General features: G+C 40.2%; 15 protein-coding genes. 9 read left to right on the top strand and 6 right to left on the bottom strand.

Features of this window, described 5'->3' with window-relative positions; translation table 11 throughout:
• The first annotated feature begins 11 nt into the window (after positions 1-11).
• Positions 12-1,193: an exonuclease SbcCD subunit D gene (locus NSU19_RS05390; protein WP_339199087.1), complete on the top strand. Its 1,182-nt coding sequence runs from the start codon at positions 12-14 to the stop codon at positions 1,191-1,193.
• A complete protein-coding gene (locus NSU19_RS05395; protein WP_339199089.1) occupies positions 1,190-4,597 on the top strand; it encodes an SMC family ATPase in 3,408 nt (1,135 codons plus the stop codon). Before NSU19_RS05390 ends, NSU19_RS05395 begins: the two co-directional genes overlap by 4 nt.
• Positions 4,598-5,437: 840 nt before the next feature.
• On the opposite strand, the gene NSU19_RS05400 is transcribed toward NSU19_RS05395, so the two are convergent.
• The 6 genes from NSU19_RS05400 to NSU19_RS05425 all read right to left on the bottom strand — a co-directional run bounded on the left by NSU19_RS05400 (position 5,438) and on the right by NSU19_RS05425 (position 7,452).
• Positions 5,438-5,656: a spore germination protein gene (locus NSU19_RS05400; protein WP_063386628.1), complete on the bottom strand. Its 219-nt coding sequence runs from the start codon at positions 5,654-5,656 to the stop codon at positions 5,438-5,440.
• An 89-nt stretch (positions 5,657-5,745) separates the two neighbouring features.
• Positions 5,746-6,138 carry a spore germination protein GerPE gene (locus NSU19_RS05405; RefSeq protein WP_339199091.1) on the bottom strand — a complete coding sequence of 131 codons (393 nt, stop codon included), beginning with the start codon at positions 6,136-6,138 and terminating at the stop codon, positions 5,746-5,748.
• A 5-nt stretch (positions 6,139-6,143) separates the two neighbouring features.
• Positions 6,144-6,320 carry a spore gernimation protein GerPD gene (locus NSU19_RS05410; protein WP_339199093.1) on the bottom strand — a complete coding sequence of 59 codons (177 nt, stop codon included), beginning with the start codon at positions 6,318-6,320 and terminating at the stop codon, positions 6,144-6,146.
• Positions 6,317-6,940 carry a spore germination protein GerPC gene (gene gerPC / locus NSU19_RS05415; RefSeq protein WP_339199095.1) on the bottom strand — a complete coding sequence of 208 codons (624 nt, stop codon included), beginning with the start codon at positions 6,938-6,940 and terminating at the stop codon, positions 6,317-6,319. Before gerPC ends, NSU19_RS05410 begins: the two co-directional genes overlap by 4 nt.
• 69 nt (positions 6,941-7,009) lie before the next feature.
• Positions 7,010-7,219, bottom strand: coding sequence for a spore germination protein GerPB (locus tag NSU19_RS05420; RefSeq protein WP_063386632.1), 210 nt, complete (start codon positions 7,217-7,219; stop codon positions 7,010-7,012).
• 11 nt (positions 7,220-7,230) lie between these two features.
• Positions 7,231-7,452 (bottom strand): spore germination protein, encoded by a 222-nt coding sequence (locus NSU19_RS05425; RefSeq protein WP_063386633.1) that lies wholly within the window; start codon positions 7,450-7,452, stop codon positions 7,231-7,233.
• Between the two features lie 426 nt (positions 7,453-7,878).
• On the opposite strand from NSU19_RS05425, the gene NSU19_RS05430 reads away from it, so the two are divergent.
• The 7 genes from NSU19_RS05430 to NSU19_RS05460 all read left to right on the top strand — a co-directional run bounded on the left by NSU19_RS05430 (position 7,879) and on the right by NSU19_RS05460 (position 13,651).
• Complete coding sequence (locus tag NSU19_RS05430) at positions 7,879-8,331, top strand: Rrf2 family transcriptional regulator (RefSeq protein WP_339199097.1); 453 nt, start codon at positions 7,879-7,881, stop codon at positions 8,329-8,331.
• A complete protein-coding gene (locus NSU19_RS05435; RefSeq protein ID WP_094245314.1) occupies positions 8,312-8,491 on the top strand; it encodes a YezD family protein in 180 nt (59 codons plus the stop codon). Before NSU19_RS05430 ends, NSU19_RS05435 begins: the two co-directional genes overlap by 20 nt.
• 139 nt (positions 8,492-8,630) lie before the next feature.
• The gene (locus tag NSU19_RS05440) at positions 8,631-9,698 is read left to right on the top strand and encodes a sulfate ABC transporter substrate-binding protein (RefSeq protein WP_339199100.1); all 1,068 of its coding nucleotides are present in this window, start codon (positions 8,631-8,633) and stop codon (positions 9,696-9,698) included.
• An 87-nt stretch (positions 9,699-9,785) separates the two neighbouring features.
• Entirely contained in the window at positions 9,786-10,571 is a 786-nt protein-coding gene (cysT, locus tag NSU19_RS05445; RefSeq protein ID WP_235600405.1) for a sulfate ABC transporter permease subunit CysT, read from the top strand.
• Positions 10,572-10,597: 26 nt separating this feature from the next.
• Positions 10,598-11,452, top strand: coding sequence for a sulfate ABC transporter permease subunit CysW (gene cysW / locus NSU19_RS05450; protein WP_094246455.1), 855 nt, complete (start codon positions 10,598-10,600; stop codon positions 11,450-11,452).
• Between the two features lie 12 nt (positions 11,453-11,464).
• On the top strand, positions 11,465-12,535 hold the full coding sequence (locus NSU19_RS05455) for a sulfate/molybdate ABC transporter ATP-binding protein (RefSeq protein ID WP_063386638.1): 1,071 nt from the start codon (positions 11,465-11,467) through the stop codon (positions 12,533-12,535).
• A 105-nt stretch (positions 12,536-12,640) separates the two neighbouring features.
• Positions 12,641-13,651, top strand: a complete 1,011-nt coding sequence (locus NSU19_RS05460; RefSeq protein ID WP_066250610.1) for a sulfonate ABC transporter substrate-binding protein — start codon at positions 12,641-12,643, stop codon at positions 13,649-13,651.
• Positions 13,652-13,781: the final 130 nt, after the last annotated feature.

Genomic DNA, 13,781 nt, shown 5'->3' on the forward strand with positions numbered 1-13,781 from the left:
AGGTGAGGCAATTGAGAATCTTGCATACGGCGGATTGGCATCTCGGAAAAACGCTTGAAGGTCGGAGCAGGCTAAAAGAGCAGGCACAGTTTCTTGATGAACTGTATGAAATTGTTGTAAAGGAGAAAATTGATGTCATTTTGATGGCAGGAGACGTTTTTGATACGGTGAATCCTCCGGCAGGAGCAGAAAAGCTGTTTTATGAAAGTATTTCAAGACTTTCTGATAGAGGAAAAAGACGTGTTATCATCATTTCCGGAAATCATGACAGTCCGGAACGATTGCAAGCAGCAGCTCCGCTGGCAAAGGAGCAGGCGATCGAGCTGATCGGCTACCCAAGAGGCGATGTTTTAACGGTTGAAGTTCCGCGGACAAATGAAACAATGAAGCTGGCGGCGCTTGCTTATCCGTCGGAAGCAAGGCTGAATGAACTGCTTTCAAACGAATATGATGAACTCTTATTGAGAGAGCATTACGATGAAAAAATTCGCGGCTTGTTTGCAATGATGAGCAGAGAGTTTGAACCTCATACGGTGAATATTGCCATGAGCCATCTTTATGTAGCCGGAGGCAGCACAACAGATTCGGAGAGACCGATTGAAGTCGGCGGAGCGTATACAGTTCGAGCCACAAGTCTCCCGGAAAAAGCGCAATATGTCGCATTGGGGCATCTTCATCGGCCGCAAAATGTTAAAAAGTCCAATGTGCCGGCAAGATATTCCGGATCGCCGCTTGCCTATAGCTTTTCTGAGGCAGGTTATACGAAGTCTGTCACAGTGATCGATGCAAAACCCGGCGAGAACGCGGTTGTCTCCGAAATTTATTTGTCGAGCGGAAAACCGCTTGTGAAATGGAAAGCAACTGGCGGTCTTCTTCAAGTTCACCAGTGGCTTGAAGAAGGAAGAGACAAAAACGCATGGATTGATCTTGAAATTTTTTTGACCGACAGCCTTTCATTAGAAGAAATTCATCGGTTGAGAAAATGGCACGACGGCTTTATTCACATCCGGCCGATTTTTGAAAAAGAAACCGAAAAGATCCAACAAGAAAGAAGAGAAAATCTCCCGATTGATGAAATGTTTAAACGTTTTTACAAAAAACAAACTGGCGGCGCCGAGCCGGAGGCAGAGCTCATTGAACTGTTTATGACATTGCTCTCTGAAGACTTAAAAGAGGAAGGAGCACAGTCATGAAGCCGATAAAACTTTCTTTAGCTGGACTGAATAGCTATCGAAAGATGCAGACGGTCGATTTTGAAACATTATGCGACGGCGGTGTCTTCGGAATATTTGGTCCGACTGGCAGTGGAAAATCAACGATATTGGATGCCATTACGTTAGCGCTTTATGGAAAAGTAGAGCGAGCGGCCAATAATACGCAAGGGATAATGAACCATGCGGAAGATCAATTATATGTCAGTTTTACATTTGAGCTTGAAGATGGCCGATCAAAAAAACGATACACTGTTGAACGAACGTTTAAGCGGGTGGATAATGTCAGGATCAACACAAGGCTGTGCCGGCTTCTCGAAATAGGAGAAGAAACGGTCGTTTTGGCAGATAAAACAAATGATGTAAATGACAAGATTTACGAGCTTTTAGGGCTGACGATAGAGGATTTTACCCGCGCCGTTGTCCTTCCGCAAGGGAAGTTTGCTGAATTTCTTTCTTTAAAAGGCTCGGAAAGAAGGAAAATGTTTGAACGATTGTTCAACTTGGAACGATTCGGCGACCAATTAAATAAAAAGCTGAAAAAACGTCTTTTGGAATCAAGACAGCAATTCGCTGAATTGTCAGCGGAACAAGCAGGTCTTGGCGATGCCTCGAAAGAAGCCGTTTTAGAGGCAGAAAAAACGTTCATACGCTGTGATACAGTGCTGAAAGAACGGGAAAAGCAGCTGGATGAGGCAGCAAAAGAATTTGAGCGGATTCAGACAATCTGGAATTTGCAGACGGAAAAAACGACTTATGAGAAAAAACGACAGGAGCTTGAGCAAGAAAAGGAGCGGTTTCAAGAAATCGAAGAAAAGCTGAAAAAAGCGGAGCAAGCGGAGATGCTGAAACCATATGCGGAAGCAGTGCTCGAGCATTTAGCGGAAAAGGACCGTTTTGAAAAAGAAACAGAGCATTGGCAGCAGGAAGAGAAAAAGCTAGCAAGCCTTTATAAAGAAAAAAAGGAAGCTTTTGAAGCGATTCGTGCCAAAAAAGCTGTTGAAGAGCCGGAGCTTTTAACAAAACGTGAACGATTGAAACAGCTTATCTCATTGGATGCAGAAATCAAAGAGGATGAAGCATCGTTTGTAAAGCTGAAAGAAGACTATGAAGCATTGAAAACGAGGCTGCATGAAAAACAGCATACAGAGAGAAAGACGAGCGAATTATTAAATAGGGCGTTAGAGAAGCAGCAGGCTTTAAAACAGCAGGCGAAAGAAGAAACAGTTTCAAGAGAATTCCGGGAAAAAATCCAAAAAGCATATCAACAGAAGCTGAAAATCATGCAGCTTATGAAAGACGAATATGAATTAAAAAGCAAAAAGCAAAAGAAAGAAGACCAGCTTAACGAATGGCGGGAAAAGGCTGACGAGTCCGCCCGCAAAAAGAGTGAATTAAACGAACGCCTGGCAGGTAATTTCAATCAATTACAAAAAGTTTATGATCGTTTATGCAGCCAAATGCGGGAGCATGAATTTTTTAAAGAAAAAGTAAAGGATGATTTACAGGCTGCAAAAAGTCAGCTTGAAGAAGAAAGAACAAATCAGGCGGCAGCTTTGATTTCCGAGCAGTTGACGGAGGGGGAGCCTTGCCCTGTCTGCGGCTCCACACATCATCCGGCCCCGAACAGACATTTTTCGATTGAACGTTTAAAAAAATTAGAAGAAACAACGCAGCAGCTAGAACGAATTTTCAAAGAATGTGATCAAACCGAACAGCTGTATTCCTCGCTGAAGCAAAAGCTGCAGGAGCTGTCTGAAGATTTACAAGCGGAACAGTCATTCCTTGCCGGAGTGAAAGAAATAGCGTCGGCTAATGAAGAGCCGATCATTACGATGGACGATAAGCCTCATGATCTTTTGGCATATGACAAATTTAAAATCGAATGGAAAGCTTTGAACCAAGATTACTTAGAAATAAAAGACGCAATAAGAAAAACAATAGCAGACATTCGTGAAGTCAACCATATTACAGCAAAAATAGAACCGTTGCTGGATGCTGGGGAAAAAGACTTATCCGAAATCATGCTACAATTGCAAAATGTAATAGAGCAGCTGGAAGAAGAAAAAAGAAAGTGGGATTTAGAGTTTGCTGATCTCGATATGGATCAAATCGAGATGTATGTAAAGGAAATTAGTAAAAAAGACTCGCTCGTTGAACAGCTGCACGAACGAATTGAAAAAAGCGTCAGCTTTATTCAAGAAAAAGAACAGGAAATCGAGCGGTTAAGGGAAGAAATACTCAATCTTTCCACTCAATTAGCTGCCAAAAAAGGAGAAATGGACAGGCAGGCAGAACTGATAGCCGATAAACAGAAAAGGCTCACAGCGCAAAGAGCTGCAAAGGAAAACCTTTTAACAGAACTTAAGAGGATCGATCTTGCCCTTGAACAGCTAAAAAGGGATGAACAAGCAGCTTATGATATTTTCCAAAAAACGGCAAATGAATATCAAAAAGCTGAAAGTCAGCTCCATACCGCCAAACAGCAATTGACAAGCTGTATAAGCAAGCTTGAAAAAGCGGAAAAAAATTGGAACGACCGAAAACAGCAGACTCCTTTTGCAAATGTGCATGAAGTGAGAAATTCCGTTTTGCAGGAAGAAGAAAAACTGGCTATGCAAACGAGTCTAGATCAATATAAAAAAGAAATGGAGCATGTAGCATCTGCAATTGAACGTCTGGAAGAAAAATTAGGCGGAACTGTTCTTAAGCAGGAAACATGGGAAGAAACGAAAAAATGCTTAGAAGAAGCTAGAAAGCAAGTAAACGAAGCAATGGAACAAAGAGGCGCGGCGGCAAAGCATTTGCAGCTGTTAAAGGAAAAACATGAACGATATGTGGAAATAGAAAAAGAGAAAGAAGAGTTGCAGCTTCTTCTTAATCGGTTAGAAAAACTTCAAGCCGTCCTGAAAGGGAATAGTTTTGTCGAATACATGGCTGAGGAACAGCTTCAACAAATAAGCTTTGATGCTTCACAGCGGCTTGGGGAATTGACAAGACAAAGATATGCGATTGAAGTCGATTCAGAAGGCGGTTTTATCATGCGTGACGATGCAAATGGCGGAGTAAAACGACCTGTTTCGACATTATCTGGCGGAGAAACATTTTTAACTTCTTTAGCCTTAGCTTTGTCGTTGTCCACCCAAATTCAGCTTCGCGGAAAATATCCGCTTCAGTTTTTTTTCCTTGATGAAGGGTTTGGAACGCTTGATGCAGAGCTTCTCGATACGGTTGTATCGGCTTTGGAAAAACTGCAATCGCAAAATTTATCCGTTGGCGTAATCAGTCACGTGCAGGAGCTAAGGGAACGATTGCCTAAGCGGCTGATCATTGAGCCAGCTGAACCTTCCGGAAATGGAACGACCGTGCGAATCGAAACGATTTAATTACATGAAGCAAGGATATTTCTGACCTAGTATGCCGTTACCAGTTAACAGCAAGTATTACATTCTCTAAAGGATCTTAACCGCTCAACATGACGGGGCTGTCTAATAAGTCGATTTTCCGGCTTATAGACGCCCCGTTAATGTTTTAGAAACGTTGATATATCAATGTTTATGATGTTTCGTTTTCAATGGATTTTGACTTTCTAAGACAACCCATACTAATCTTAGTATGTTTTGATTGCTGTGCTCATCCGTACTTTTTTAACCGTTTTTCATTGTTTTGACAAGATGTATGCTGCTTCAGCATTCTCCAAATAAGCGAAAAAAGCAGGTTCGATGGTGACGCCTGCTGCATCATGCACAAATCGTTTCAGCATTTCCAAATAAGCTTAAAAACAGGAGAACGGTACCATCTGCAATTTACCCCGTTTTGAAATAGGGTGAGTAAAAGTTTACCGTCAAAAAAATAAGACTATGAAAAGGCGAGTCTTATAAAATATCAAATTCCTCTTTTACAACGGGATGAAAATCACTTTACGAAATTAACTGAATTGTATGTTAATGTTGTGAGTGCGAATGCTTTCTAACTGTATAACAGTCCATGAAAAAACTAATGCAGGTTTTCAGCTTCTTTGAACCGATTCATAGTTTCACTCTATTTGTGCATCATGAGGACATCCACATTCCTAAAAAGAGTCTTTTGATCTGAAATGCAAGACAATGCGCTTTTTTTATTGAGCAGGACAACAAATTGAATGTCCTGCTCGCAAATAGTGTTTCTGGATCATAATATAAATCCAATCGTTATTTTTCACTAAGTCTTTTTAACGAACCAGGCGGCTATGCATTTGCCGTCTGGTTTTGATCATTTACGTCTGGATCGATTCCGTTTGTTATGCTGAGACCGTTGTTATTAATATGAAAATCGCCTGTGCAGCTGCTTCCAGAGCCGCTGATGGATTTTGATGCTGATTTTGGAGATAAATAAAAGGAATCTCCGAAATTCACAACTCCTCCTGAAACGGAATTAATTTTTATCGGTCCGACAATCGCTGGCATGAGGAACATCCTTTTCCTTGTTGTCTCATAAATCACATGCGTAGAGAAAATCTATTGTTCAGGGATCAATATGTTTTGTCCTGTTGAAATTACCGTTGTTTTTTGTCGCCATCAACGTTTTTAGACAATTGTCGAATATGTTTTATTCGTGCTTCCGCGCATATTTCTTCGGCTGCTCCAAAGTTCACGATGCTTGAAGATGAGATGCCCAAAATTTTTACGTGATCGACATATATGTTCGGAGAATTGTTTGAATATGCGCTGGAAAATTGTTCGTCAAAGGAAGGTTGAGGAATGGATTCGCGGAAAAGCTGATAGGAGCGAAACGACCCTTCCTTTGTATTAAATTTTTCATAGTCCCGCTGAACTGCCAGAACATTCGTTTTAGGGGTAATTTTTTTCGCGTCACCGATTTGGAATACGGAACAGATGTCTACTGAGTGTATATACGCCACTCTTATGTTCGAAAATCTTTTTAACAAATACATTAATCTAATGACAAAGGAACAAATGGACCGATGATTAATGATTCAGGTGGCGTATCAAAAATGGAAGAAAGAGAGATTTTATCCGCATCCCCTATTAAAAAAACTGATGAACTTGAAACCCCTATGATTCTCACCATGCTCACATGCAAACCGTTATTGATGACGGTAAAATTCATGACAATTCGTCGCCTTTCTTTTTATTGGGGAAATGTTTAAAAAAATGATCGATCGATTGATCAATATCTTTTTTTACTTTTTCTTCAATCCATTGTATTTTTTCTTTTATATCTGTTTGCTCATGGAGACGGAGTCTTTGTATATAATAAGTAATTCTTCCTTCAATTTGTTTTCTAATGTCTTCTATGATGAGTGCTTTATATGTTTCATCTAATTCATATTCATAGTTTTTAGCAAAGTCTTCAATCTTTTTCGGACATTCTTCTTGTAAATAACTATGAATGCTTTCAGCACATTGTTCGAATATTTGCTGTTTTAATTCGTGATGAACATCATCGACGTTTAGTTCTTCATTTTTTACGGAAAATTGCTCAATTGCTTCCTGATCAGCAGGATTTAAGCCGATATTCAAGACTCCTTCGAGCGTTTCAATTTTCAATTGGTCAAATTTGTACTCAACTTTTTCAATATTTGTATATGGCTTGTTTTTGAGCTCTTCCATTTGTTCTTCAAGGTAAAGAAAACCTTTTTCCAGATGGTCGATTCTTTTGCTTTGGGAATGGAGATATTGTTCCAATTTTAGAATATATTGCAATAATGATTGTATAGTGTAATTCATGATGTTCTCCCCACCTTTATCTGCATTCGTTACCATATTTATATTCTTTTCCAAATGAAAGGTGAATCGCTATGAAATGCTTGGTGGACGGAGAGGCACAATGACTCCGTTTCCCTGGCCGGACGGAGCGGGAGCCGGTTCAGTAAATTGTCCTGTGTTGTATAAATTCGACAGCGGTTTTATGATTCCGGCGCTGCCGATTTGAAACACGGATGAATTGGCGATCGTTCCGATACGTATAAATTGTATGTGAATCGATTGTTGAATATAAAAATTCATATAACCACCCTCTAAGCATTTAACACTTGCGGCTGATCAACGAGATCACTGTCAAACGTATTCGTAATGCTGTTTTGGTTAAATACGTAAAGACCGTCGCCTGTATTGAAGGAACCAGCCCCTGCGAATGTTTTCACTTCACTGTATGGCGAAATGTTTACGACGTCTCCGACATGAACGACACTGGCCGTCCCGACGCTATTTACCTTCATAGCACCAACAATTGCAGGCATCGTTTTCCATTCCTTTACCTTAAAAGTTGTTTAGCTATATTAAGTGTATGTCATGTCTTGAAAACTGTGATAAACGTTTAGAGTCGCATTTTTGTATACCTCAATATTTCACAAAATAACTATGCAAAATTCGTGGTGCTTTTAGCACATTTACACAAAAATTTCATAAAATAATCGCATCCGAAAAAATTTTTGCCCGAAGAGCATGGTGACTTTTCTTGTTTTCAAATTGTTTTTCATTTATCAAGGAAAAATAATGGAAAAAAGTTCAAAAAAATTATTATTCTTACTTGACATATAGGATTAATACGATTAAAATGTAACTCAATATTATTTTCTTAAACTATCAAAAAGTTTTTGTTGTGAAAATCCCTACCGTTTTAGTCGAGATTAATCTAGTAAACTTTCAGGGGAAGGGGGCATTTGGTGAAGGTTTCAAGCAGAGGTGAGTATGCGTTACGTGCTTTGCTTGTACTTGGACAGCAACAGGGAAGAATTTATCCGATCAATGAAATCGCCAAACAAACACTGGTTACGGTCAAATACTTGGAACAAATCTTGCTCCAATTAAGAAAGTTGGGATATGTGCACAGTAAAAGGGGTATACAAGGAGGCTATATGCTCCGTTTATCGCCGACTGACATTAACATAGGAGAGGTTATCCGGCAAATTGAAGGTCCTTTATCTCCAATGGGGTGTGCCAGTACGACGGCTTATGTGCCGTGTCCATTGGAAGATAAGTGTTTATTAAAGCCGCTTTGGACGGTTGTACGTGACACAATTGCCCGCGTTCTTGAACAAACAACTTTAGATGATTTATTGAATAAAAGAATTACAACGGGAATTGGAGGGGAGAGCTTTGTTAAAAACGAAAATTGATCAGGAGTGGATTGAAAGAATTATACGTTCACTAGAAGATTTGGAATACGGATCAGTGCAAATTATTGTACATGACTCAAGAATTACACAAATCGAAAAATTGGAAAAATTCCGTTATCCTTTAGAACGAAAGGATAGCCATAACAAAGGGGCTAAGTGAACATATAAAACAATATCATAAAGAGGTCGTCGATCGGTCCACCGAAGACTCCCTATGTCTTTTCAATATTCCCGGATCGAGGAAGTTTTTTTATTTATAACACCGCCACCGAAACATAGCGGAAAGGGAGATGAATTTTATGAATATTACAAATAAACGCAAGTCAAAAGGACTATTTTTTCTATTATCTGTTATTACAAGTGTAGCTCTTGTTTTAAGTGCTTGTGGTTCAAAAAATGAAAGTGCCAGCTCCAGCTCAGAGGGAGATAAAAAGGCAGTCGAGTTATTAAACGTTTCTTATGACCCTACACGTGAGCTTTACCAAGACTTTAATAAAGCTTTCGCAAGCTATTGGAAAGAAAAAACTGGTCAAGAGGTTACGATAAAGCAATCACATGGCGGATCTGGCAAGCAGGCGCGGTCTGTTATCGATGGTTTGGAGGCAGATGTTGTAACGTTAGCGCTGGCTTATGATATTGACGCCATTGCAGATACTGGATTGATCGAAAAAAATTGGCAACAAAGATTGGATAAAAACAGTTCTCCTTACACGTCCACTATTGTGTTTCTAGTACGCAAAGGAAATCCGAAAGGTATTAAAGATTGGGACGATCTTGTCAGATCTGATGTTTCGATTATAACCCCCAATCCAAAAACATCGGGTGGAGCGCGCTGGAATTATTTAGCTGCATGGGGATACGCATTGAAAAAATATGGCGGCGATGAAGAGAAGGCAAAAGAATTTGTTGCGAAAATATATAAAAATGTTCCAGTATTAGATTCCGGGGCAAGGGGTGCTACAACAACATTTGTCGAAAGAAAAATCGGTGATGTTCTTCTTGCTTGGGAAAATGAAGCTTTTCTAGCCATCAATGAATTAGGAAAGGATCAATTTGAGATTGTTGTACCTTCTGTAAGCATTTTAGCAGAACCTCCTGTTGCTGTTGTAGACAAGGTGGTTGATAAGAAAGGAACGCGCGAAGTAGCTGAAGAGTATTTGAAATATTTGTACACGGAAGAAGGACAGGAATTGGCAGCGAAGCATTATTATCGTCCAACATTGCCAAAAGTCGCTGAAAAATATAAAGATACATTCCAGCAATTGGAACTCTTTACAGTTGACGAACTGTTTGGGGGCTGGAGAGAGGCTCAGAAAAAACATTTTGACGACGGCGGTATTTTCGATCAAATTTATCAGCCGAAATAATGATTTGTTCCGATGAATGGAGGATTGGAAGTGGCCAAAACAAAACAACAGCACAGAAAAGGGGTTATTCCAGGTTGGGGACTCACGATGGGCTTTACGCTAACTTATCTTAGTTTAATAGTGTTGATCCCCTTGTCCGTTATCTTTTTAAAAGCCTCAACACTCAGCTGGGAGCAATTTTGGCAAATCGTCACAACTGACAGGGTGGCAGCCTCGCTTCGTTTATCTTTTGTTTCTTCATTTATTGCCGCTGCCATCAATTTAGTTTTTGGTCTTTTGCTTACTTGGGTGTTAGTGAAATATGATTTCCCAGGGAAAAGAATTATCGACGGATTAATCGATTTGCCGTTTGCTCTCCCAACTGCAGTAGCGGGAATTTCTTTAACAGCTGTTTATGCCCCGACAGGCGTTATTGGACAGTATTTGGACCGCTTCGGTATTGAGGCTGTTTATACCCCGCTCGGTGTCGTAATTGCTTTAACGTTTATCGGATTGCCGTTTGTTGTGCGGTCTATCCAGCCTATTTTGCATGATTTAGATCAGCAGTACGAAGAAGCGGCAGCTGTTTTAGGTGCAAACCGTTGGCAAACGTTTTGGAAAGTGATTTTGCCATCACTTGTTCCTGCGATGTTCACCGGGTTTTCGCTCGCATTTGCGCGGGCGTTAGGCGAATACGGATCAGTCGTTTTCATTTCCGGCAATATGCCAATGAAAACGGAGATCGCCCCTCTTTTGATCGTCACCAAATTGGAACAGTACGATTATGAGGGGGCAACAGCGATTGCCGCTATTGTATTGATTATCTCTTTTTTCCTGCTTTTTCTTATAAATTATTTGCAATGGAGAACGAGTCGAAAATATTTTATTCATTAAGTCACTAAGGAGATGTTATGCCTCAAATGGGTACTAAAACGAAGAAACAGCCTCTTGTCGGTGTTCATACAGAATCTGCGTGGATTCGTTTTATATTGACGGGAACGGCTCTATTATTTGTTGGTTTTTTTCTCATTATCCCGCTAATTACTGTTTTTACAGAAGCTTTGAAAAACGGTTTAGAAGTTTATTTTGCTTCGGTTACAGAACCGGATGCTCAATCAGCGATCCGTCTTACACTTTTGACCGCAGCAATAGTAGTGCCATTAAATTTTATTTTTGGTATTGCTGCTGCATGGTGTATCACAAAGTTTCAGTTTCCCGGGAAAACCTGGCTCATCACGCTTATTGATTTGCCGTTTTCTGTATCGCCCGTTATCGCTGGTTTAAGCTTTGTTTTATTGTTTGGTGCACAAGGTTTGTTAGCGCCGGTTTTAGATTCGCTCGGATTGAAAATAATCTTTGCTGTCCCAGGCATAATTTTGGCTACTTTATTTGTAACTTTTCCGTTTGTAGCCCGCGAGTTAATACCGGTCATGCAGGCAAAGGGGAGTGAACAGGAGGAAGCCGCTTTATCTTTAGGTGCCAGCGGATGGAAAACATTTTTATTCGTGACGCTTCCAAACGTCAAATGGGGAATTTTATACGGCGTCATCCTGTGCAATGCGAGAGCAATGGGTGAATTTGGAGCCGTTTCTGTTGTGTCAGGGCATATACGAGGAATGACAAATACGATCCCGCTCCATGTAGAAATTTTATATAATGAGTACCAATTTACTGCTGCATTCGCAGTCGCTTCCCTTTTAGCTATGTTGGCGATCGTTACATTAATTGTTAAAGGGGTGCTTGAATGGAAGGGTGTAGTTGATGGAAAAGGGTAAGGAGTGTGCATCATGGATATCAATGTGAAGCAAATTTCTAAAAATTATGGCTCATTTCAAGCATTAAAAGAAGTAAATTTAACAATACCGTCAGGGAAGATTACCGCTTTGTTAGGTCCATCCGGTTCAGGGAAAACTACGTTGCTGCGGATGATTGCCGGATTGGAAATGCCTGATAGCGGAAGCATCTATTTTGGCGACCATGATTATACGACAAAAACGGTCCGTGAAAGAAATGTCGGTTTTGTTTTTCAACATTACGCTTTATTTCATCATATGAACGTTTTTGAGAATATTGCATTCGGACTTAAAGTGCGTCCGCGAAAAGACAGACCGTCCAAACAAGACGTCCAACGAAAAGTAAATGAATTGCTTCATTTAGTCCAATTAAATGGTCTTGATCGCCGTTACCCGGCTCAATTATCAGGCGGACAGAGGCAGAGAGTTGCATTAGCTAGAGCGTTAGCAGTGGAGCCGAACGTGCTTCTGCTTGATGAGCCGTTTGGAGCTCTTGATGCAAAAGTGCGTCAAGAATTGCGGAGATGGTTGCGGCAGTTGCATGAACAATTACATGTAACAACTGTTTTTGTTACGCATGACCAAGAAGAGGCCTTAGAGGTTGCTGATCAAGTGGTAATCTTAAATAATGGACAAATTGAGCAAGTCGGAACACCGGATGAAGTATATCAACATCCAAAAACGAAATTCGTGTATCAGTTTCTAGGGCGTGTTAATGTTTTTCATGCTGAAGTGAACGATGGTCGCCTACATATCGGAGAAGCATTATTTGCTGCACCTGATGAAAACATTCAAACGAAAAAAATGATCGGGTATATTCGTCCTCATGAAGTGCGAATAACTCGACATAATGATAATCAAAAATCAATTCAAGTAAAGGTTCGCCGCATCCAATCTTATGGCCCGATTGTCCGTTTGGAATTGGAAAGATTGAAAACGAATGATCTGATCGAAGTGGACTTGAGTGTTGAACAGGCGAATCAACTGAACGTGAAAAATGATGAGATTCTTTATGCTGACTTGGAAAAAATAAAGTTTTTTTCAGATTCTCCATCCGTAGAATGAATAAATAATGTCGCCAAGATCATTATCACTCGAAAAGCCTGCATTTCAAAAAGAATGTAAATAAATTTGACTAATAGTTTTTATAAGGACAAAGGGGGTAGCAAAATGAGGAGAAAAAATCAAAAATCTTTGCTTGCCTTGCTTTTAATCATGATTGTTAGTTTATTTGCTGTTATATCCGGCTGCTCAGGAGAAGAAAAGAATGTGAAAAGCGCCGGTGAATCTCAAGAAACAAAAGATAAAGAGGAAAAGGTAGTTAGAATCGGATATCAAAAATACGGGACATTAAACATCTTAAAGAAACAAGGAACGCTGGATAAAGCGTTAAAAAGTCACGGATATTCTGTCGAATGGATTCAATTTCCGGCAGGTCCGCAGCTTTTGGAAGGATTAAATGTCGGCAGCATTGATATCGGGCATACTGGCGAAGCGCCGCCGATCTTTGCACAAGCGGCAGGCACTGATTTAGTTTATGTTGGTCATGAGCCAGAAAGCCCTCTTTCAGAAGCTATTCTTGTTCCAAAAGATTCACCCATCCGCACTGTTCAGGATTTAAAAGGTAAAAAGGTTGCGCTCAACAAAGGCTCAAACGTCCATTACTTGCTCGTAAAAGCTTTGGAAAAAGCGGGGCTGACCATAAATGATATTGAACCTAAATATCTCGTACCGGGAGATGCAAGAGCAGCCTTTGAACAAGGAAGTGTGGATGCATGGGTCATTTGGGATCCTTTCTTTGCTGTTGCTGAAACGGAGACAGGCGCCAGAGTTTTGGCAGACGGAAAGGATTTAGTGAAAAATAGAGAGTTTTATTTAGCGAGCAGAAAGTTTGCCGAAAATCATAAAGAGGTTATCGATCTGTTATTGGAAGAAATCAATAAAACAGATCAATGGGCTAAAAGTGCTCCAAAAGAAGTTGCAGAACTATTGTCACCTGAATTGGGAATTGATGTTGCTTCGCTTGAAAAAGCAGCTAAAAGAAGAACATATGGTGTTCAGAAAATAAGCGAACAAGTTCTAAATGATCAGCAGGTAATAGCAGATACTTTTCATCAATTAAAATTAATTCCTGAAAAAATCAATGTAAAAGAAGCAGCTTTGGAGGAAACAAACAACTAAATGAAAACAATAGCGAACCGACCAGACAACTGGAGGCTCCTACTTAGCAGAAGCATGCTAAGAAAGGGGCCTTTTTGCGCATTTAAAACCTTGAATGACAGATGAAAATCTAAAAACGAAATGGGTGGAG

Source organism: Aeribacillus sp. FSL k6-2211 (assembly GCF_037966125.1).
Taxonomy (GTDB): domain Bacteria; phylum Bacillota; class Bacilli; order Bacillales; family Aeribacillaceae; genus Aeribacillus; species Aeribacillus composti.